The organism is Alteromonas gilva (genome assembly GCF_028595265.1).
GTDB lineage: Bacteria > Pseudomonadota > Gammaproteobacteria > Enterobacterales > Alteromonadaceae > Alteromonas > Alteromonas gilva.
The window spans coordinates 42,720-64,228 of record NZ_JAQQXP010000005.1 but is presented as its reverse complement, the minus strand read 5'-3'; the positions used below and the strand labels follow the sequence as shown (position 1 = coordinate 64,228).

Genomic DNA, 21,509 nt, shown 5'->3' with positions numbered 1-21,509 from the left:
GGTTTTGGGTTTTAATCACAATGCGCTTTCTTTCAGTAACGCGCGTTTCACCACAGGGCTGGCTAACATTTTTTGATAGTGTTGAATAACGTGGTCAAATTCCGAAAATGCAAAACCTGCCCGTTTCAACCGATTTATAGTCCAGAACAGGTAAACGTCAACGGCGCTCCAGTTGTCACCATTCCAAAAAGGGGAGGCCGACAGCCTTTTCTCAATGCTGCGATAGGCGCTGTTCAATTGAGTTTGAGCGACTGTTTTTACTGCATCGACTTCAGTGGTCACGCCAATTAGATCTGGTTTAGCGTAACGGGTAATAAGTGGATGAATAAAACTGGCAAACCAGCTCAGATCGCTGACGACTTCAGTCACCGGGTAGTTAGCAGGAAGAATATCTGCATTTTCGAATTCTTCATGCAAAAATAACACAATAGCCGGCGTTTCAGTGAGCACCCCGTGTTTAGTCATCAGAGCGGGGACTTTTCCTTTGGGATTAATTGAAAGATATTCTGCCTTTTTGTGTTCACCTTTGGCGAGGTGAACACTGTGGAGTTCATAATTAGCCTGCGCTTTTTCCAATATAATAATGGAAATCTGAGAGCAGGCTCCAGGGGATGCGAATAATCTAAACATACTGAACTATACGCGATTCTGTTTAATAATTTTTGAGTAGGCTAAAGCACTGGGTTTTGGTTTGCGTTCGAAGGTCTTTCTATCGACGGTATGCAACCCAAAGTGTTCGGAATAACCCGATATCCATTCAAAGTTATCCAGCAACGTCCAGTGGATATAGCCTTTCACCGGCACTCCGTCCTCAATAAGACGTTGTAAATGCTTTAAAGAATGTTTAATGAATCGTTCGCGCTGACTATCATCGTTTGTACCAATACCATGTTCGGAAACAATAATAGGCTTGCCTGTTTCTGCATAGGTGTAGGCTACTGTATTGGCCAATGAGGTCGCGTCAATCCAGCTACCGGCATTATTCTTTTCAGCATCTTCCGGTGTGTGTACACGCCCTTTATCATTCCATATCACCTTTTCATAGTTTTGCACGCCGATAAAATCGGTTTCTGTCACGTTTAACCAGTCGCCATAGTTATACTGTCGCATATCATCACGAACGGAATCCGGCCCTTCAGATTGGTCATCCAACATCGCCAGAGTAAAACCAACATCAAGATTAGTGCGTTCTGCTTTGATTGCTTGACGTGCAGCTATGTGGCCTTCAATTAAAAGCGAGTTCATCACATCCAAATCTGATAATCGTGCCGCATTTATCGCACAGAAATAATCAGACTGGGATGCTTTTCCTGCAGCAGCCAGCATTTTTTCCTGCATATCCCAAACAAAGGGCGGTATGCCTATCACTTTTAATAAGCGTAGTAAGTTAGGTTCGTTAAACGTTACCGCATAACCAATACTGTCAGCGACTTGACTGGCGACTTTGCTGCAGTAATTTGCAAACAATGCAGGCGCTTCAGGGTTGATCCAACCGCCGCGAGCGCCAAACCATACCGGACTGGCGAAATGGTTAAAAGTAACCAGCGGGATCATATTTCGCTTGTGACACCCGTCTATAATACGCTTGTAGTGATCAATCATGGCCTGACTAAATAAACCTGGTTCCGGTTCAATTCGTGCCCATTCAATAGAAAAACGGTAAGCGCTGAATCCAAGACTACGGCAGAGCTCCAAATCAGTTTCCCACAACTCGAAACTGTTACATGCATCCCCGGATTGCTCTTTAAATAAGGTAGGTTTTACATTTTCCAGCAACCAGATATCGGAATTTACGTTATTGCCTTCAACCTGATGGCCGGCACTCGCTGCGCCCCAGAAGAATTTATCCGGAAACGAACCATCCTGTGGAACAGAAGACGTTGCAGCTTTGGCAAAAAGTGGTGCAGTCATGGTTGCAGATGCCATTGCAAGGAATTGCCGTCGATCGATCATATTACGTCCTGATGTCAAAAATTGATTTGCAAAGTGTAAAAATAACGTGAATTCACTCTCGGTAATAATAGTTATTTTTGGCGGATGTATAGTTTACGTTAATGGGTAATGCAATACGGATACCTAGGCGGCAGGCGTTAAAATCTAAGTATAGGCTTGCTCTATGGATTATGAAAAATAAACAATTTGTTCGAGTTAAATAAATTACGTAAGTTACATCCTGTTAAAAAAATTTAAAGGAATAGTAACAAGATGCGTAAAGTGTCCCTGAGTAGGTATAGATGCGTGGAAACCATTATTGGGCGGGTATCAATGGCTTGTTCAGTTTATTTTTTGTATTTTTGATCTTTGGCGGAATGGCAGATATACCCATGCAGGGAAGTGATGGCCTGTTTACCGACAGTATACCTCAAGGACTCGCGATTGGATTTATGGGGGCATTTTTTTCGTCTTTTCTGACTCGTAAACGCATTTGCAATGGTCAACTTACTATAAACGAAAAGACTGAATCTGCGTCGTGGTTACCCGTTCATCCCGCTATTCGGGCATTGCTGTTTGCGCTACTTGGGGCTGTGGTGACGCTAAATTTTTTCGCCTTGCTCACGTTTGGTTTCAGTATCGACTCAAGGGCGTTTATTTAAGCTGTGATTGTAAAAACGCTGTGGGGAGCATGCTTAGGCGGCATTGTTACAGCCATCACCATTCGTCTCGCACTCAAGGACTACGCGGGTTAAGTTCTTTGCGCTCATGAGATAATGGGTGATCTTATCTCTGGCGCCCGGTCAGTTCAATTACGTTACTGGTAGTCACCCTTACAGGCTGTCTTCCAGTAGGTTCACAAACTAAAGCCTCATAGTCGTGGTGATTTACTCTGGATTTATAATTATGAAAAAACTCAGTTTATTGTTGCTATTGTTAATAACAAGCCTGTACGCCTTTGCGCAAAATGCCCCGACGGTTACCAATAAGAATGTCGAGAAGCAATCATTTCTGGGTGAACCTTATCGGCTTTATCCGGACGATAAAGAAAGGCAACAAAATGATCAGGAAATGTGGGGGCAGGTGTCCATCTCAATGCCTGGTAGATTCAATTCTGAGCAATACCTTGTTCGCAATGTCACTAATCCGTCATTGTATGCATTTATACCTGAGCCTGAAACAGCAACCGGCACGGCTGTTATCATTGCGCCGGGCGGCGCGTTTTTGTCTCTGGCAGTGCAAACAGAAGGGCTTGAGGTTGCAAAAGCACTCAATGCACAAGGCATTGCGGCCTTTATTCTTACCTATACCTTAAATGAGACGCCTGTTGATGTGAATGAATATGGTGCTTATGTGAGCAGTGTGTTTGCTGCTAAAGCGAAAGGTAAGGGTCCTGATACCTTCGTTTCACAAGCACCAAAAGATGCGCTTCAGGCACTAACGTTTGTGAAAGATAACGCAAAGAAGTTTGCGGTAAATCCCCAACACATTGGCTTTATGGGATTTTCTGCGGGGGCCAAGACAACCTTAATGGCTTCTATTGCTGAAACCGATAACCGTCCTGCATTTTTAGGCTATATCTACGGGTCAATGAAAGCGCTGGAAGTACCAAACGATGCACCACCGATGTTTACCGCCATTGCATTAGATGATGGATTATATGGTAAGGGCGGTTTTGGTATCGTCACCGCATGGCAAAAACAGTCTGTACCGGTTGAGGTTCATGCCTATGAAAAGGGTGATCATGGCTTTGGTGTGGGCAGACCGGGCACGACGTCAACAGGAATGATCCCGCAGTTTGTAAACTGGCTTAAAAGTAGAGGCCTGTAGTGAATTGCAATTTCGCAATTCAGTCGGAGCAAACTGTTAATACCAATATTGCACTACGATAATGCGTTATTAAGCAGGTTATTAGCGCAAACCTCACCTATAAAGTTCGGCTACACGCGTTTGTCTCGAACGCCACTCGTCGGCCAAAGAGCAAGAGCTCGGCTGGGAAACACCTAGCCTCTTTCTCTTAATTTTTATTTACTGCGAGAATGTTGTGGTCGGCAGGCTAACTACGTGATTTTTGGTTGGTTGGCGGTTTCTGTCAATATACGGAGCCAGCTCGCGGGCTGACTCCATATTGGCAACGTGAGGTTTCTACCACTTCAACGTTACAGCACCAAGCAGGCCAGATGGTCGCAGCGGTGCGTCTGGCACATACGTGGGTAGTGTAGTGAACGTATATTTTTGTTTTACATCAGGCTGTGCATCGCCAATCAGTCTATTCACCCACAAGTTGGTCACGTTCAACGTGAGCGTGTTCTCACCAGCACTCAGGTAATGAGAAACATCGGCGTGAAACGGCGGCTTCCAGAGCGTATCTACCACCTCACCATTTACCACGACTTCTACCACATCCCGGACATCTTCGATATGAAGCTGTACGGGCTTGCCTTGCATGGCTTTATCGATGGTAAACGTCTGCGTATAACTCGCCGTGCCTGAGAAATAACGGATACCATCGTTATCAGACTCTGCCCAGTTTCCGGAAGAAAGAGTGGCTTGCGCCGGAGCACCACGGTTTTCCTGGAACGAGACCAGCCATTCGTCTTTCAGTGTTGTTGACTGGCTGAAAGCCGTTGTTGGATGGGTGACTGGTGAAGGTGACTCACCAAATACCACATAACCAGACTCATAAGGCGCCAGTGTTTTCTCAATCACGGTGACGCCATTAATTTCCTTGCTTGTTAGCGCGGTTATGTCTCCTGTGACGGCGTTGTAGTGATATGGCGTTTTACCCGATACGTTAAATGAGAACGTGACTGGCTCCTCGCGGTTTTTACGGTTGGTGTAATAGTAAATATCTTCGCTGTCTGTCTGACGATGCACAAAGTACAAGGTACTCTCATCATCTTTACCTTTATAACGAAAATCAGGGGCAACACCCGCTTGCTCGACACCGTCTTGTACGTTGTCAGCGACGATAATGCGGCCTTTACCTGTTTTTCCGCTCCATAACCGGTTGGCCAGTGTATCGAAACGCTTGGGATTATCTGTTAGTGAAGGGCTTGCCACAGGTTTTTTACCTATCACGGTGGCACCGTTAGCAACCAGTTCTGCAATACGCTCAAGCACTGGTAAGGTCATATACTGAGATGTACCGCCCAGATAAAGCACCGCGTATCGTTGACCTGAGTCGGTACATAAATCGCTACCGCAATTTTGCAGCAGTGCCGTTATGACGTCATTATTGACATAATCGTAGGCATTTTCCTGCGGTACATCTTCAGAGGGTTTGTCGTTATATAACGCGGTGGGTGGTGTTTCTTCACCATAAAAATAGGCAACATCCGCTTTGAAGTGACCTTGCTGCAACATGTATGCATTACGGCTGATATAGGTTACCCATGGTTTAGCGTATTCTGCCCAGGTATCCAGGCGGTTAAAGTACTGGCCAAATACAAACAGACTAAGGCCTGGGCCGTTATCGTTAGGTTGATGCACTGACGTATGAATAATGGGGCGATTCATGCCAAGCGCAAACTCCATGTCAATCATCGGTTGCAAATCACGGGGAGAGAAAGCCCAAGGCGATGCTGCAGAGGTAAGCGACTCTGCTGCGACCAGATTTTGACCATAAATATGGGCAACCGAGGCTGCTTCTCGGATGTCGGCCCAATATTGTGGTTTTGGCCCTACCTGGTGTTGCGTATCGAAGGCCCACATTGCGGCCATTGGTATATCAGCATTGCGACGTATACGCATGCCGTCACCCAAAGTAGGACGCCCATTTTCCAGTGCTTCTGAATAATGAATGAGACCGGCTTCTTTTACCCGTTTACTGATCACCGCGTAGTGGTTGTCTGCGAGCATTTCGCCCAGCGTTAAACGGAAGTCGTAGAGAAATTTGTCGGTTTGTTGTGCATCTTCAATAATCACACCAACCAGGGCGGGAAGCCATGGGGTTAAGTCATAGCCGCGGCGTTGTTTAAACTCTTCAAACATCTTCGGCGTCCAGTTTGAAGCGCCCACTTCAATACTGTCGTTAAGCAGGGCTTTTATACCGTCGCCCAGTGCAAATTTACCGCTGGCGTCTTTATACATATCAAGATAATGCGCAATATAGGCGTTTACAGCGTCGGCATCATACTTATCGACTTCTAAACCAGTAGCGGCCTCAGTGGCTGGGTGATTTTCCTTACCCGTTAAGCTATAACCTAAACGAATAATCTTCCAAAGCCCGTTTTCAGGATGCCAGTTTAAGGTGCCGTCGGCATTCAACTTATCCGTAATATCGATGACAGCATTTTTCGCCACACCCGGTTCGTCATGTTGGTAAGATAGCGGGTAGTAGTCTTCAACAATGCCAAAACCAGCTTTATCTTCAAATCTGTGTACTTTTGCCTGGGAAAAAAACGCAATTTCAAGCAGATTGACGGCTTCAAGTTTTTTCTCGCCGGTAGGCAGTTGAAAGCCTGGAGGTGGAGCTGCACCTGGCGCAGATGATGATGGCATCGAAAATTTTCCATTCGGATTCTGTGACATCACAATACGCATGTAGCGGGCGTTCACGTTTGGAAAGCTAACCGTGGTTTGTGTCGTAGAGCCAATCGGAATCGTTGTAACATCGTTAAATGTTTTTCCGTCTTCACTGGCCTGAAGGGTTGGTAAGAATACCGCAGGAAAAAACATCCCTGGCGATGGCATGGCTAATGACATACTACGAACAGTTTTGGTTTCACCAAAATCAAAGGTTATTTCAAGTGGCGAATCTGGGTGCGAACTGCTGTTGGTCGTCGCACTGAATGAGTTATCTGTCAGTACCGCTAAATCTAATTTGTCTTCATTATTTGTCGTGACGGATAAGGGCTGAATTTGTTGGCCGTCAATCGGGACTGCTAATACTGCGATATCTTTGTAGTATACGGGGGGGGCCTTTTTACTGTGGGTAGGATCCGCAAACATTTCATCAGCGCCATAAAAATCCTGGAACACACCGGTATTTGTCGGGGGAGTAGGCACCCTGACCGCTTTTTTAGTGGCAGCATTAATGGTGACTTCACGCCAACTCAGTTTTTTCATACCTTGCTCAGGCTTTACCCACGGACCGCCGGTTTCACTCCAGCCGGGGGAAGCGGCGATAGCAAATTCAAAGTTGTGCTTTTTTGCTTCGGCCAAAGCGAATTCAAACGTGTTTTTCCATTGGGGTGTCATATACTCCAACGAATCATCAACGACCTTGGGCGTCATTAATTGTGCATCAAAATTTTGTACGCCGCCTATGCCGACTTTATCCATCCAGGCGAGGTCTTTTTTAATACCACTTTGCGTGACATTACCGTTCATCCAATGCCACCATACCAGAGGTTTTGCCGCCTGTGGAGGTGTGATGAAATCTTTTGTTTCCAGAGCATTAGCACTAGCATGAAGAGAAATAGCTGCCAGGCCAATCGCAATTTTAGTTAGAGAGAAATGAGCGAACCCTTCTGATCGAATCATCGTTTGTCCTTCCTATAAAATAAAAAGGCTGACACTCACGTGACAGCCCTCAATTAGAATAGATTAATTAAAAGCGAGTTCTGAAACCAACAGACATATAACGGCCCATGCTCTTATAAGCCACACCCTCATCAATGTTTCTAAACGGCGGATCCTCATCCGTGACGTTGTCAATATTGAAGGTGACCTGGGTATCCATGCTGAAGTCGTAACTGGCAAAGAGTGACAAGGTAGTAAATGAATCAATATGCTCCTCGGCTACATCGGCACTGCCACGGTAGTAAATGGTGCCGGAGAAAAACCAATCGTCGCGGCGTAAACCCAATGTCGCAACACTGTTGAAGGCCGAAATCGCACTGTTGAAGTCACCTAACGCAAGGGTATCGTTAAAGCCAGCACCTTTTACGTTTTCTTTATCACGATTTAGCACATAAGTACCGCTTAATGTGAATTCTAGTTCGCCTAAATCGATATCTTGGAAATACTGTAATGAATAATCGAGGCCATCAATTTCATAAGCTCCCATATTCGCTTTACGTTGATCGCTCACGACGTATGGAGAGCCAAATATTGTGAACATGCTCGCCAGACTATCAAAGCCCTGAGCCGGATAGTCGCCGAATTTCGCAATTACATCTTCTGCCGAGGCAGGGTTTAAAATGTAGTAATCATTATTCACTTCTTCGTCATAATAAGCAGGGCCAAAGAAGAAACCAGCGTTCTGGTCAAGACGATCTTCGTATTTGATACTCCAATAGGTTAATGAGACTTTCATGGAATCTGTCGCATACCAATCTGTACCAAAAGACATGGTTTCTGCTGTTTCTGGTTTAATCCCCTCAGAAGCGCCGCCTAAAATAAATGAGGGCTTAAAGAAATCCGGCACAAACGGACTATCTGATGCGCGAAGCGGACTAATTGGCAGGAATAACTCATAAGTTAATGGCGCTGCTAAATCTGCCAGCGCTGGAGCATGGAATGAGGTTCCCCAAGTACTGCGGACCGTCAGATCGTCAACCGGGTTCCAGGTAACAGCAATTTTAGGATTAGAACTAGAACCTACATCATCGTATTTGTCGTAGCGTCCAGAGATAGATACATCCAGATGCTGAACACCAGGAATCATGTTGTCATCACCGATGATAGGAATGTAAATTTCACCGAATACAGATTTAACCTGGCGCTTTATATCCTGATCTACCACGGTTGACGGATTGTCAATTTTACCGGATTTGGTCGACCTAAAATAAGACTCTTCACGGAATTCAGTGCCCACTGCAGCCCGCATCATTCCGCCGGCAGTTTCAAACAGTTCGCCATTAGCAATCAACTTTACTTCTGCAATATCTTGATTGGTGCTGGTGTCATCCCGCCAATTACGGATCCCGCTTAGAACTGATGCACTGGTTTGTGATATGTCATAAGGGTTTAACGCGTTCTCGATAGTATTTGCCGATAATGCGGCTAACTGTGCGTCAGCATTAATCTTGTAATCGTGGTAATACCAAGAGCTCTTGCCATAATTCAGCGTACCTTTTAATTTCCAGCTATCTGTCATTTGGTAGGCTAAAGATGATGTTACCTGCCATTGATCATACATCGACGGGTTCTCACCGGCTTTACCCCATACATCCGCGTAAGAAAAAGAAACGGTATTGGACGTTTCATCACCGACCGCAACAAAATAAGGGTTGTCAGAAGTAATGGTGGCTGAGCCGCGTATATCTGCCGGATCGTAATCGGTGGTATCACGACGAGAATAATAAGCCAGTACATCCAGGGTCAAACGATCCGAAAGCTCCTGGTTTACGTTAGCAAATATAGAGTATCGCTCTTCTTCAGGATAATAAGATTGATCGTCATAGGTTGAACAATAATTAGGCGCTGATGTGTCGAGACCTGGTAAACCATACAGCGTATTATTCAGTAAAATATTACCAGGACTGCATGACGTTGAACGGTAGTCCGCGCCGCCGACATCGGTTAAGTTATCTTTAATGTAACTTTGGTCCTTACCAAACATAGGGCTTCGGTCACCGTATGAGAAAGCGGTCACCAAATTGCCTTTATCCCAACTGGTACCGAATCCACCAGAGACATCGAGACTGTCATAGTCGCCATGCCCTACACCGTATTGGACACTAATTTCACCGCCATCCATGTCACTTTTGGGAATGAAATTGATAACACCGGCGACGGCATCAGAACCATAAATCGATGAACCACCGTCTGGAATTACTTCTACGCGTTCAAGCAAACTGGCAGGGATCATCGACGAGTCTACCCAGTTATTCGGGCCAACTGGAACAAGGCGGCTGCCGTTAAGCATAACGAGGGTTGCCATACCGCTCAAACCACCGATCCCCCGGATTTGAGGTGGTTCAAAAGGAATCGAAGAGCTAAGGGTATTTTCTGGTACCGAATTAAAATCGGCCATTTGTGGAATACGTCTAAGCAAGTCGGTGGCAGAAGTCACCCCCTGCTCTATAATTTTTTCCTGATTTAAACCGATCACATTAGAACCAACAGGGTTGACGCCTTCAATCAGCGTTCCTGTTACCGCAATGACTTCGTATTCTTCTTCATCTTCAGTTTGTGAGCTCTGTGCAATGGCAGAAGCGCTTATTGAAACACTTAATCCAGCTAAGACAGCAAGAGAAAGTTTATGGAGTGGCATTGGTGCATTCATCATTTAAATCCAAGTCTATACGAGGGCGTGTTGTTCTGTTACTAAAATTTAACAATAAGTAAACAATAGTAAAATAATATATTTTTAGATAACCATAATTTATGCCTATGGGTTTTCTTAATGAATTGTTTTATATGTCTTTTTTTGTTTTTCTGGTTGGTGGGTCGTAGGGTTAAAAACTAACGGATTGAGTGAAGATGACGATATGTGAAAGGTTTTTGCGTTTTTTCTAGTAGTATGGCTTAACTAAGTGACAATTAAATTAACATTTTATAAGCAAATCAAAGCCGTTATACATTAGCTTTTTTTAAGTGAATCGCCTTTTCACACCCGCGTTTTAGTTCGAGCTTGGCGAGCAGCAAGACTTAGAGTTGATCAATAAAACTGACACGTTAGTCGGTAAAAGCTCAGCCTAAGATGAAAGAATTGACCTGATTGAAAGGCTCGCAGTCAGCTCGCTTGGCGTTGACAGAAAAATTCCTGGTCTTATACAAGTGTTCTCCGGCGGGCTTCTCAATTTGAGAATTGCCCCTTGCAATGCTATATAGTGAAACCAGTTTTCCGCTTCAAGCATGCACCAAGACCACAAAACATTTTACAATTTCATTCTTTTTCAGCAGAATCCCGAGACTGGCAGTGTCAGGGTAGTACTTAGGATTTATGTGTTTTGTAATGTATAGTTTTTACAAACTTACAGTGAAAACAGATCCTAAATAAGGGCTGTAGAGCATTTTTATATATACTTATGGTAACTCGACAATGACAGCAGGTGACGCGGTATCAACATTGCAAGCGGTTTTATTTGATCATGATGGCACTCTGATTGACTCGGAGGCGGTGCACTTCGGTCTGTGGCAAGAAACACTAAAGCCGTTTGGGGTGACGCTTACCGAGCAGTATTACAATGATGTTATGGCGGGGGTCCCGACACCGCAAAATGGCACTGACGTGGTGCGGGATTTTAATCTCAACGCCGACCCGCAGCAATTGGCTAACATTAAAACCGAGCTCACCAAAGCCTATTTAGACGCGCAGCCGTTTCCACTGATGCCCTTCGCGAAAGAAACCCTGACATTGTGCCATCAGCGAGGGTTGCGCATTGCCATAGTAACCGGCGGCAGCAAATATTCAGTACAACGCACCTTGTCATCCTACGGGTTTGCTGAGTGGGTTGAGTGTGTGGTGGCTGTGGAAGACGTAGAAAACAGTAAGCCTGCGCCAGACTGCTATTTGAAAGCTCTGACTGTTATGGGCCTTTCGGCGCAGCAAGCGATTGCCGTAGAGGATACCGAGCATGGTCTCAGGGCTGCGGTAGGCGCTGGCCTTCAGTGTGTTGCTATACCCACTGCACAATCGGCCGGTCACAACTTTACAACCGCCATTGCTCAGTACCGGGATCTGTCTGAATGGACAGAAGCTCAGTTTAACCGCCCGTAGTGTTATCGAACCTGGATTGACCTGACATGTTTGGCCGTATTCTGCTATCTATTATTTTACTGTTTGTTGCGGGCGCGGCCGTTATTACGTTGCTGGTAATAGAGCCTGCGCCAGCCATCACCAAAACATCGCCGCATCAGGTCGACAACGCAGAGACCGTTCAGGAATTGTTGCAGCAGTTAAGAAATAGTCTGCATGATCGCCATTCCCAACAACGCGTTGAAGTAACGGAAAAGCAGCTCGAGAGCTTAATGGGCTTTGCACAAAGGGCGATCCCGGGCTTCAGTGGTTCAGTGACGGTATCCTCCCGTAAAACAGAGCTGGCGGCGAGTGTTCCGTTACCCGGGTTGTTAGATAGTTACTATATAAACCTTTCCACCCTGGTGTTTCCTGGGACCGGCGTTGATATTGAGTATATTAAGATAGGTAAAATCAGTATACCCGGTGATACCGCGTTAAAGGTGTCAGTGTGGCTGGTGGATAGGCTGACTCAAAGTGATGTGGCCAGCACCGCGGCCAGTCAAATAACCCAAATTACGATGGCCGAAGATTTGTTGGTGTTAGACATGCGTCCTCTGGACGATTTGCTCAAGCAACTACACGTTGTGCGGGATAATATGGCCAGTGGCGTTACCGAGATAGGCCTGCTGACTACCGACTATTTAGCGTTTTTAGCGACATCTGAGCTTGGCCAGTCACCGTCGCCAAAATCTCTTGCCAGCTATTTAAATCTGGCCCTGGCCCGGGCCGCTGAATTAAGTGAAGAGGGCGATCGGGTGTTACATAATCAAGCGGCTTTACTGTCGCTGGCAATTTATCTGGGCGATCACCGGTTTGCCCGTATTGCTGGCGTAGAGCAGCCTGTTGAAGGAGAAATTGCCCGGCCCCGTGCTCCGGCGGTGCTTGCCCAGCGTAACGATCTGGCATTACATTTTATTATCTCGGCAGCGCTGCAAATCGTATCACAACAAAATATCACGCTTGCTATTGGTGAGTTTAAAGAATTAATGGACAGAGCTTTAGGCGGCAGTGGCTACAGCTTTGTCGATCTCGCTGCGGATATGTCAGGCATTGCCTTTGCGACAACAGCTATTGCCGACAATACCGCCGCACGTGTGCAGCAACGCGCCACAGAACATCTCCGTGAACGCGATATCATTCCTGCGTTAGATGATTTGCCAGAAGGCTTGAGTAAAGTAGAGTTCAGCCGCCGGTTCAAAGAGGTTGACAGTCCGGCGTACCGCCAGCAGGTGGCGCTGATACAACAGCGTCTGGATGCTTTGCCGCTTTACGCTCCTTAAAGCGGGCCTATTTTTTTACGCTGACAGAAAATTGCTGCAAGGTTGTCAGCGCCAGTTCAATTTTCTTTACCAGCGGTAATAAGGCAGCTTTGGCTTCTTGCTCTGGTAAATCCTTTATCGCCTGCCAGTCACTGGCGATTTCCTCAACATAGGGGCCAAAGCGTTTGGCACGAGTGGAAAAGCCACTATCATCGGCGAACACAGCGGCAAATTTACCTTTTTGTTGGTGTTGTAACTGGTCGAGTATCGCATCAGCGTCAACCGCCTTGCGATACAGGGTTTGTAGCGTTTCTTGTAACTGTTGGTGTACAGAATCCAATTAAGCGCTCCTTTTTTTGAAAATTTAATTAAAGAATCAGGTCGGCCTGCCGATAACCCGAATAGTGGGCAATTTTGCCCACTTTTCAACGTTGCTACAAGCAAATAAGGAAACTGGTATGGATATTCAAGGCGCAGGTGCCTCTGGAACGTCCGGTGCGTCGCTTGAAATGGCATCGCTCAAGATGGCTAAAGGCCAGCAAGAGCGTGACGGTCAAGCTACGCTTCAGTTGCTGGATTCAGCCGCTGACGTACCAAAGCCATCATCCGCTAATCCGGCTCTCGGTGCTAAAATCGATACTTATGCCTGATTAGGGAGTTTACTCCAACGGATGTAGACGCAAGTCTATCGGCGTTTTGCCAGGTTGGCCGCCAATCTCGGTGACGAGTTTTGGTACCATAAAGCCTGGCAAACGCTTTATCAATTCAGCCATGATCTCTCTGGCCGTTTGCAGCGGCACATCAAAATGCGCACTCCCTTGCACTTTATCCAGCGTATGCAGGTAATAGGGCATAACACCGGCGTTAAACAGGGTTTCGTTAAGCTGTTGCTGTGTATCAGCATCATCGTTAATGCCTTTGAGCAACACAGCCTGATTAAGCAGCGTAACCCCGGCTTCCCGCAATGACCGTAACCGTTGTACCAGTTGTTCTGAAATCTCGTTGGCATGATTAACGTGCAATACCAACACCCGTTGTAACGGCACTGCGCTAAACCAGCGCATAAAATCTGTATCCAGACGCGATGGCATGACAACCGGTAAACGGCTGTGAATTCGCAACCGTTTTATGTGCGGTATCGCACTTAATGCATTCGCCAGCTCAGCCAGATGCGTATCTTTTGCCATTAATGGATCGCCACCTGACAATATGACCTCATCAATGACCGGATGCGCAGCAATATAGTCAATATTCCGCGCCAGCTCTTGTTTGGACAGGCTGTTGTCGGCATAGGGGAAGTGGCGTCGAAAGCAGTAGCGGCAATTTACCGCACAACCGCCCCGCACAATCAGCAACACGCGACTGCGGTATTTGTGCAGTAAACCCGGGGTGGCCGTTGCATGTTCCTCTAAAGGATCGGCACTAAAGCCCGGAGCGCTTAAAAACTCCTGTTTAACCGGTAACACCTGCTGTAAGAGCGGGTCCTGCCAGTTGCCCTTTTGCATCAGCGAAGCAAAAAAACGTGGCACCCGCATAGGAAACAAACGGCGGGCTTCAGCATGAGAACCGAAATCAGTCGTGTCTAAATTGAGATATCTGAGCAACGAAAATGGGTCTGTAAAACCGGTGGCTAACTCTTTTTGCCAGTTTTGCTCTACAGTGATGTGTTTTTTTTGTATTATTTGCGCCACAAATCTAAAACCTAACAGTGTTTATTGAGGAATTATGGCTAATTTCAGCACTAATGAGTTCAAAGCGGGCTTAAAAATTATGCTCGACGGTGAACCTTGCAACATTCTTGAAAACGAATACGTAAAACCTGGTAAGGGTCAGGCCTTTAACCGGGTAAAAATTCGTAAACTGATTTCTGGCAAAGTACTGGAAAAAACCTTTCGCTCCGGTGAATCAGTAGAAGGCGCAGACGTTATGGATACGGAACTGGCCTACCTGTATACCGACGGCGAATTCTATCACTTTATGAATAACGAAACATTCGAACAAATTGCCGCTGACGAAAAAGCGGTAGGTGAGAATGTAAAGTGGCTGGTAGAGAACGATGTTTGCACCATCACACTGTGGAACGGCACGCCTATTACTGTGACGCCGCCTAACTTTGTGGAACTGGAAATCACCGAAACCGATCCTGGTTTGAAAGGCGATACCGCTGGCACCGGCGGCAAACCGGCAACCCTGTCTACTGGCGCCGTAGTACGAGTACCGCTATTTGTACAAACCGGCGAAGTGATTAAAGTAGACACCCGTAACGGTGAATACGTTTCACGCGTACAGAAATAATCCTACCTAGGTGTGCTGCCTGGTGCAGCGCCCAAGCCTTTATCATGACCTCTACTTCGCATTGGCAGCCAACCGCCTCATTACAAGCCTTGAAAGACAGAGCCCGGCTCTATGCGCAGATACGGCAGTTCTTTGCTGACCGCGATGTGCTGGAAGTGGATACCCCTGTGCTGTCTCATGGCACCGTAACCGATGTTTATATCGAGGGCTTCGCTACGCCGTTTCAGCACAGTAGCGAAGGTCATGAGCAGACACTTTACCTGCAAACCTCGCCCGAGTTTGCCTTAAAACGGTTACTCGCCTGCTATCAAACCTCGGTTTACCAACTGTCTAAAGCATTTCGTCACGAAGGTGGTGGTCGCTGGCACAATCCCGAATTTACCATGCTTGAGTGGTATCGCATTGGTTTAGACCATCACGCGCTGATGGATGAAATTGCCGCGCTACTTAAACATGTCCTCAATGCTGAGCATACCGAGCGTATGACATACCAGCAGGCTTTCCAACAGTATCTGAACCTCGACCCTCTGTCAGCGTCTACCGAGGGTATTGCAGAGGTGTTCAGACAATGCAATATAGAGCTTAACGATACTGAGTCTTTGAGCCGTGACAGCATGTTGCAACTATTATTCAGCTACGAAATTGAGCCAAAGATTGGCCAGCAAGTGCCGTGTTTTATCTATGCCTACCCGGCGTCGCAGTCTGCATTGGCGACCATCAATAGCAGTGATCCGCGGGTTGCTGATCGGTTTGAGCTGTATTTTAAAGGCGCTGAGCTTGCCAACGGCTTTAATGAGCTGCAAAGCGCTACAGAGCAACGCCAACGGTTCGAGCAGGACAATGTGAACCGACAGCATTCCGGCTTACCACAAAAACCTGTTGATGAGCGCTTTCTTGCTGCGCTTGACGCGGGATTACCGCCATGCGCAGGCGTTGCCATGGGGCTCGATAGGCTACTGATGCTCAAACATGGCTACACACACATTGATCAGGTGCTCGCTTTCCCGATTGCACGGGCCTGATATTTTTCTTCGTTCACACCCTTTATATGAAAAGTATTTTGCCGCTAGTAAGCGCCAACTTTTATTGTGCGTTGGCTAGTTAAATTATTGCTTTGAGGTTGACTACCGCAGTGGCCGTGGCGACCAGCTGCGCCATTTGAGCGGTAAGTTGAGCTTGACGAACTTAGGCTAATTCAAGTAATGTTATAATATAACATTCGCAAAGCAATAGTTTAGATAGGTTTATATAAAGTAATGATCAGACGTTCCGCAATTGGCGCTGCCATATTATCCATATTAGGTACATCCACTGTCCTGGCAACTACTATCCAGGGACAGGTGACCAGCGAAACGGGTGAACCGGTTTCGGGTGCTGAAGTTCGCATCGAGGGGTCTAAACAGGTTACTTATACCGATCAGCAGGGCAACTACGTATTTCAGGATGTTCGGGTGCCTCATGTCCATTTGCATGTCTATTCAGCCAATTATGTGCATGGTGACAATGATCTTGGTGATGTCGATAGCGATCAGGTGATTAACTTCAGGCTGGCACCGGTATCGGTTGAAAATATCGTTGTGACTGCCAGTGTACTGGGATCATCGGTACTGGAGTCTGTCACCCCCGTGTCGGTAATCGATGAGCAGCAGTTACGTAAAATTCAGGCAGAAACCCTGGGTGAAACGCTTAAATCTACGCCAGGGGTTCACAGTACCTATTTTGGGCCGGTATCGAGTAGTCCTATCATAAGAGGTAACGATGGTCCCCGGGTAAAAATAGTTCAAAACGGCCTGAATGTGTCAGATGTATCTCGCATCGGGCCAGACCATAATGTCGCCGCCAACAGTACCAGTGCCACTCAGGTAGAAGTGCTGCGAGGACCGGCAACCTTACAATACGGTAGCGGCGCGATTGGCGGCGTTGTTAACGTGGTGGACCAACGTATTCCTAAACAGGTGCCGGTGGCGCTGGAAGGCGATATAGAAGCTAATTACGCCACGGTTAATGACGGCAAGTTTGGCAGGTTTAATGTTACGGGAGGCAAAGACAAGATAGCCTTTCATGCAGACGGTTATAATCGCAAAACTGATAATGCGGAAATCCCGGGTTTTGCCTCGGTCTCTCCTGATGACGATGAGCAACCGGGCGAACTGGAAAACAGCCAAATGGATACCACCAATCTTACTGCGGGATTGTCATTTGTTGATAAGCAGGGGTACTTTGGTTTTGCAGTGGAAAAACTCAACAACCTCTACGGTGTGCCCGGCCATAGTCACGGCCATGGCGAGGAGGCACATGGGGACGAACATGAAGGCGAGCATGAGGATGAACACGACGACACTCATGCAGAGGAAGAAGCGGGCACCCGGCTGGACGTTGATATGACCCGCTACCAGGCGGCTGGCGAGTGGTACTCTCCGGTTTCAGGTATCAGCACATTAAAGTTTGCCGCAGCATATACCGACTATGAGCATGTTGAGTTAGAAGGTGACGAAGTCGGCACTCGGTTTAGTAACCAGGGTAGTGATATTCGTTTAACTGCCCACCATAAGGACATTAATGCCTGGCACGGCGTGTTTGGCTTACAGCACACCAACAGCGACTATGCCGCGGTGGGCGAGGAAGCCTTTACGCCGTCTACCGACACGCAAAGCACTGCGATATTCCTTGTCGAGCAAAAGAAATTCGGCGCAGTGTTGCTTGAACTCGGTGGTCGCCTGGAACGCACCACTTATAACGCTGACGCTATCGAGTTTGAACTGGATGCCGTCGAACTGGCGCATGATGAAGAGGAGCACCACGACGAACATGAAGAAGGTGAACACGAGGGCGGTGAGCACGAAGAACACGCGCTAAACTTCGAATTTGACGATTATTCATTTACCAGCAGCTCCCTATCTGCCGGCCTGAACTGGCAATATGCGCCGGGTTACTCCGTCGCACTAACACTGTCGCGAAATGAGCGGGCACCGAGCCAGCAAGAGCTGTTCTCTGCCGGCCAGCATCTGGCTACACAAACTTTCGAAGTCGGTTTGGTGTTTGATATGGATGAAGAAGGCGACGTTGCCGAAAGCCTCAGAGAGGTGAAAGAAGAAGTCAGCAATAACCTTGATCTTACCTTCCGCAAGTTCAGCGGAGCTGGTGGTTATACCGTTTCACTGTTTTATAATGAGGCCGATAATTATATTTATCAAAGTGCCACAGGCCTTGCGGCGTTGTCTGAACATGGTGGTGAAGACGAACATAGTGACGAGCACGCCGGTGCTGACCATGACGAAGCGATACACGAAGACGAACCGCATGATGAGCACGGCGAAGAAGGCACGCCGGTTTACTACTTTAATCAGGACGATGCGACGATTTACGGTATCGAGGCCGAGGCATTTGTTGATCTCAATCTGAATTGGCGTGTGCAGGTATTCGGTGACTATATCAGAGCCAGGCTCGACAACGACAACTTGCCGCGCATACCGCCGCTGCGCTTAGGTTCAACGCTAAGTTACCAGGGCAATTCCCTGAGCAGTGAACTGTCGGTTATTTGGTATGACGAGCAAGGTGATACCACCGAGTATGAAACCACAACCGACAGCTACACGTTAGTGAGTGCGTCGGTTGATTATCGATTGCCTGACAGCCAGGACTGGACGGTTTATGTGCGAGCCAATAACCTGCTCGACGAAGAAGCCAGGGTGCATAGCTCTTTTTTGAAAGAACAAGCGCCATTACCCGGTCGTAACTTTACGCTAGGAACGCGATTCAGTTTCTAGAAGAGTGTTATGTTTATGATGAAGTAAATCCCAATCTTCGGCGGCAGTTTTGCCGCCTTTTTTGTACCTTTAAATACGTCCACCACTGGTTTCAATGTTGTTAGTGATTGATTTGTAATGAAATGTAAAGAACTGTAAAGAGTCGTATTGGTAAAGAACCAAATCTTCAAAAGAGCGTCTGTTGAGGTGAGCAACACAAGTTTGTGCTGCGGTTTCTCCGGCTAATCCGGAAAGCACCCAATCATTTCTAAGGACAATCTTTGACTATGAAAACTTTAGTTCACTATCGCCATATTGGTTATGCATCGTTATTTTTTCTCATCACGCTATTAAGCGCTTGTGGGGGCTCGGATGGAGATTCCAGTGCTGGTTACGATGAGGCGTACCTGCAGTTTTATAATGGTTCACCGAATGGCGCGACAGTATACCTGCGAGAGCTGGATGGAAACGATTTGGGCAGTGCCCAATTTGGTGACAGTAGCGCGTTGTTAAGCCTCGAGCAAGGCGACATCACACTTGAATTCTACCGCCTTGATGCTGACGATCAGGAAGTTGTTATTGAGACACTCAGCGTTAGTCTTAAAACGTCCTTTAAAACGATGGTGTTTTTAAACGGTGATTTTTCGGCACCTGAATTTACTACCCAACAGTTTGGGCGTGAAACTCTGGATAATCACTTTCGACTCATGGCAACGTCAGTCATGCTCAAAGAAACGCAGCAATACGACCTTTACATGAGCGAGGCTGGTGACCCGTTCGAGGCTGCAAATTACCTGGGAACAATTACGCGCGGTGAGTTAATAGAATATACCTTTTGGGATGGTGACAGCGACAGTGATGACTTCGATGAAGATGAATACACCCTTTACTTAACCGAGCCAGGCGCAACAGAGGTTGTATTTGAGTCACCGACCATCAATTTTAACTATAGTACTGAGTATGTGTTGGTAACCCGGGATATCTCAGGTGCTATCCAAAACGGCATGATTATAGATGTGGTATTAAATTCATCGGTCGTAACCGCTATTACAGATGTTAATGCTGCGTCGCAATACCGTGTGTATAACAGCGTTAATGCAACAGAGCCGGTGACGTTATCACTGACAGGTGACAACGACGCTGATGCCTTAAGTGTTACCCTGGCGCCTGGCGAAATGACCGGGTTTACCGAGGCCGAATACGGTGATTACCGGCTGGATGCAGTCATTGCTGATAACAGCCTGGAACCACTTAAAAATAAACTGATTACATTGAATCAAAGCGAGAGTAAAGCCATTGTGCTGCATGAGCAGGCAGGGGCGTTAGCATCAGTAACCTTTATCGAAAGTGCGCTGTCTCAGGCGTATGATAAAACCATTAACCTGGTTAACTTAGTCGATGATTACAGTGATGTTGACTTTTATCTGGTGCGTCATGATGAAACTATTGATACCGCGCAATACAGGGTTAAAGGTGTTGAGTATTTGGAGACAGAAACGCTGGTGGTACCGGCCGATTATTATGAAATTATCGCCGTACACGAAGACAATAATGACGAGCGTTTTTTACTTTTCCGGCTACCGCTGTACGGATTTAATGAAGAGTCGAACTACATTGTTACGCTCGAGAGCGCAGAAAACAGCTCTGGCTACGCAGTAAAAGTGATTGATTAGCCTTTAACTGTTCATGGTAAGTTGCCTTAAACAGGGCGTAAGCCCTGTTTTTGCTAGCATTCACGGTGGATATAAGTTAACTTGTCCGGTGTAATTGAATAAATCCTCAATTAGTCAAAAATAATTCAAAATCCGGCTACCCTCCAGCCTTCTTTTCTGTTATTATTTCGCGCCCTTTTTGACGGGGTATGGTTTAAAAATGGTCGATTTGGCCGTTTTTAGCACAATCGGAGACTCAAGAGAGTCGTAATTAACAGCGGAGCACTAACATGATCCAAATGCAAACTAACCTGGATGTTGCCGACAACAGCGGCGCTCGCAGGGTTCAGTGTATTAAGGTTCTTGGTGGCTCGCATCGCCGTTATGCAGGTATCGGTGACATCATCAAAGTTACTGTCAAGGAAGCAATTCCTCGCGGTAAAGTTAAAAAAGGTGACGTACTGAACGCAGTGGTGGTGCGTACTAGAAAAGGCATTCGTCGTGCAGATGGTTCTACCATCCGTTTTGACAGTAATGCGGCTGTTTTGCTTAACGCAAACAAGCAACCAATTGGTACGCGTATCTTTGGACCGGTAACCCGTGAGTTGAGAAGTGATAACTTCATGAAAATCATCTCATTGGCCCCAGAGGTACTATAAGGAGTCACGATAATGGCTAATAAAATTCGTCGTGATGATGAAGTAGTCGTATTAGCGGGTAAAGACAAAGGCAAACAAGGCAAAGTCCTGAAAGTGCTTAACTCTGATAACCGTGTAGTCGTTGAAGGTGTAAATCTTGTCAAGAAACACCAAAAGCCAAACCCACAATTGGGCGAAGCTGGCGGAATTATTGAAAAAGAAGCTTCACTTCACGTTTCTAATGTTGCGGTAGTTAACCCGGCTACGGGTAAAGCTGATCGCGTTGGTTTCCGTTTAGAAGAAGGCAAGAAAGTACGTGTCTTTAAATCTAACGGCGAACTTGTTTAATTAAT

17 protein-coding genes are annotated in these 21,509 nt (G+C 46.6%); 11 read left to right on the top strand and 6 right to left on the bottom strand.

The genetic code is table 11. The features are described 5' to 3' along the window. Positions 1-15: 15 nt before the first annotated feature. Both OIK42_RS20055 and OIK42_RS20050 read right to left on the bottom strand, forming a co-directional pair. Entirely contained in the window at positions 16-630 is a 615-nt protein-coding gene (locus OIK42_RS20055; protein ID WP_273642976.1) for a glutathione S-transferase family protein, read from the bottom strand. A gap of 6 nt (positions 631-636) precedes the next feature. Continuing rightward, positions 637-1,953: a glycoside hydrolase family 1 protein gene (locus OIK42_RS20050; protein WP_273642975.1), complete on the bottom strand. Its 1,317-nt coding sequence runs from the start codon at positions 1,951-1,953 to the stop codon at positions 637-639. Positions 1,954-2,234: 281 nt separating this feature from the next. On the opposite strand from OIK42_RS20050, the gene OIK42_RS20045 reads away from it, so the two are divergent. Both OIK42_RS20045 and OIK42_RS20040 read left to right on the top strand, forming a co-directional pair. Further along, entirely contained in the window at positions 2,235-2,594 is a 360-nt protein-coding gene (locus OIK42_RS20045) for a hypothetical protein (RefSeq protein WP_273642974.1), read from the top strand. Between the two features lie 244 nt (positions 2,595-2,838). Further along, a complete protein-coding gene (locus OIK42_RS20040; RefSeq protein WP_273642973.1) occupies positions 2,839-3,762 on the top strand; it encodes an alpha/beta hydrolase in 924 nt (307 codons plus the stop codon). Positions 3,763-4,077: 315 nt separating this feature from the next. On the opposite strand, the gene OIK42_RS20035 is transcribed toward OIK42_RS20040, so the two are convergent. After that, on the bottom strand, positions 4,078-7,419 hold the full coding sequence (locus OIK42_RS20035; protein WP_273642972.1) for a glycosyl hydrolase: 3,342 nt from the start codon (positions 7,417-7,419) through the stop codon (positions 4,078-4,080). 67 nt (positions 7,420-7,486) lie between these two features. Then, the gene (locus OIK42_RS20030; RefSeq protein WP_273642971.1) at positions 7,487-10,096 is read right to left on the bottom strand and encodes a TonB-dependent receptor plug domain-containing protein; all 2,610 of its coding nucleotides are present in this window, start codon (positions 10,094-10,096) and stop codon (positions 7,487-7,489) included. A 771-nt stretch (positions 10,097-10,867) separates the two neighbouring features. Here OIK42_RS20030 and OIK42_RS20025 point away from each other — a divergent pair. Both OIK42_RS20025 and OIK42_RS20020 read left to right on the top strand, forming a co-directional pair. Then, positions 10,868-11,545: an HAD family hydrolase gene (locus OIK42_RS20025; protein ID WP_273642970.1), complete on the top strand. Its 678-nt coding sequence runs from the start codon at positions 10,868-10,870 to the stop codon at positions 11,543-11,545. Positions 11,546-11,571: 26 nt separating this feature from the next. Then, on the top strand, positions 11,572-12,846 hold the full coding sequence (locus OIK42_RS20020) for a YfiM family lipoprotein (protein WP_273642969.1): 1,275 nt from the start codon (positions 11,572-11,574) through the stop codon (positions 12,844-12,846). A 7-nt stretch (positions 12,847-12,853) separates the two neighbouring features. Here the strand turns inward: OIK42_RS20020 and OIK42_RS20015 are convergent, their stop codons facing one another. Beyond that, the gene (locus tag OIK42_RS20015; protein WP_273642968.1) at positions 12,854-13,165 is read right to left on the bottom strand and encodes a hypothetical protein; all 312 of its coding nucleotides are present in this window, start codon (positions 13,163-13,165) and stop codon (positions 12,854-12,856) included. 118 nt (positions 13,166-13,283) lie between these two features. Here OIK42_RS20015 and OIK42_RS20010 point away from each other — a divergent pair, with 118 nt between their 5' ends. Continuing rightward, a complete protein-coding gene (locus OIK42_RS20010) occupies positions 13,284-13,475 on the top strand; it encodes a hypothetical protein (protein WP_273642967.1) in 192 nt (63 codons plus the stop codon). A 9-nt stretch (positions 13,476-13,484) separates the two neighbouring features. Here the strand turns inward: OIK42_RS20010 and epmB are convergent, their stop codons facing one another. After that, positions 13,485-14,516: an EF-P beta-lysylation protein EpmB gene (gene epmB / locus OIK42_RS20005; RefSeq protein ID WP_273642966.1), complete on the bottom strand. Its 1,032-nt coding sequence runs from the start codon at positions 14,514-14,516 to the stop codon at positions 13,485-13,487. Positions 14,517-14,550: 34 nt separating this feature from the next. Here epmB and efp point away from each other — a divergent pair, with 34 nt between their 5' ends. The 6 genes from efp to rplX all read left to right on the top strand — a co-directional run bounded on the left by efp (position 14,551) and on the right by rplX (position 21,504). After that, the gene (gene efp / locus OIK42_RS20000) at positions 14,551-15,120 is read left to right on the top strand and encodes an elongation factor P (protein ID WP_273642965.1); all 570 of its coding nucleotides are present in this window, start codon (positions 14,551-14,553) and stop codon (positions 15,118-15,120) included. Between the two features lie 44 nt (positions 15,121-15,164). Continuing rightward, positions 15,165-16,142, top strand: a complete 978-nt coding sequence (epmA, locus tag OIK42_RS19995; RefSeq protein WP_273642964.1) for an elongation factor P--(R)-beta-lysine ligase — start codon at positions 15,165-15,167, stop codon at positions 16,140-16,142. 234 nt (positions 16,143-16,376) lie between these two features. Beyond that, entirely contained in the window at positions 16,377-18,887 is a 2,511-nt protein-coding gene (locus OIK42_RS19990; RefSeq protein WP_273642963.1) for a TonB-dependent receptor, read from the top strand. 266 nt (positions 18,888-19,153) lie between these two features. Beyond that, complete coding sequence (locus OIK42_RS19985) at positions 19,154-20,539, top strand: DUF4397 domain-containing protein (RefSeq protein ID WP_273642961.1); 1,386 nt, start codon at positions 19,154-19,156, stop codon at positions 20,537-20,539. A 269-nt stretch (positions 20,540-20,808) separates the two neighbouring features. Then, a complete protein-coding gene (gene rplN, locus OIK42_RS19980; RefSeq protein WP_105934286.1) occupies positions 20,809-21,177 on the top strand; it encodes a 50S ribosomal protein L14 in 369 nt (122 codons plus the stop codon). A gap of 12 nt (positions 21,178-21,189) precedes the next feature. Then, complete coding sequence (rplX, locus tag OIK42_RS19975) at positions 21,190-21,504, top strand: 50S ribosomal protein L24 (RefSeq protein ID WP_273642958.1); 315 nt, start codon at positions 21,190-21,192, stop codon at positions 21,502-21,504. Positions 21,505-21,509: the final 5 nt, after the last annotated feature.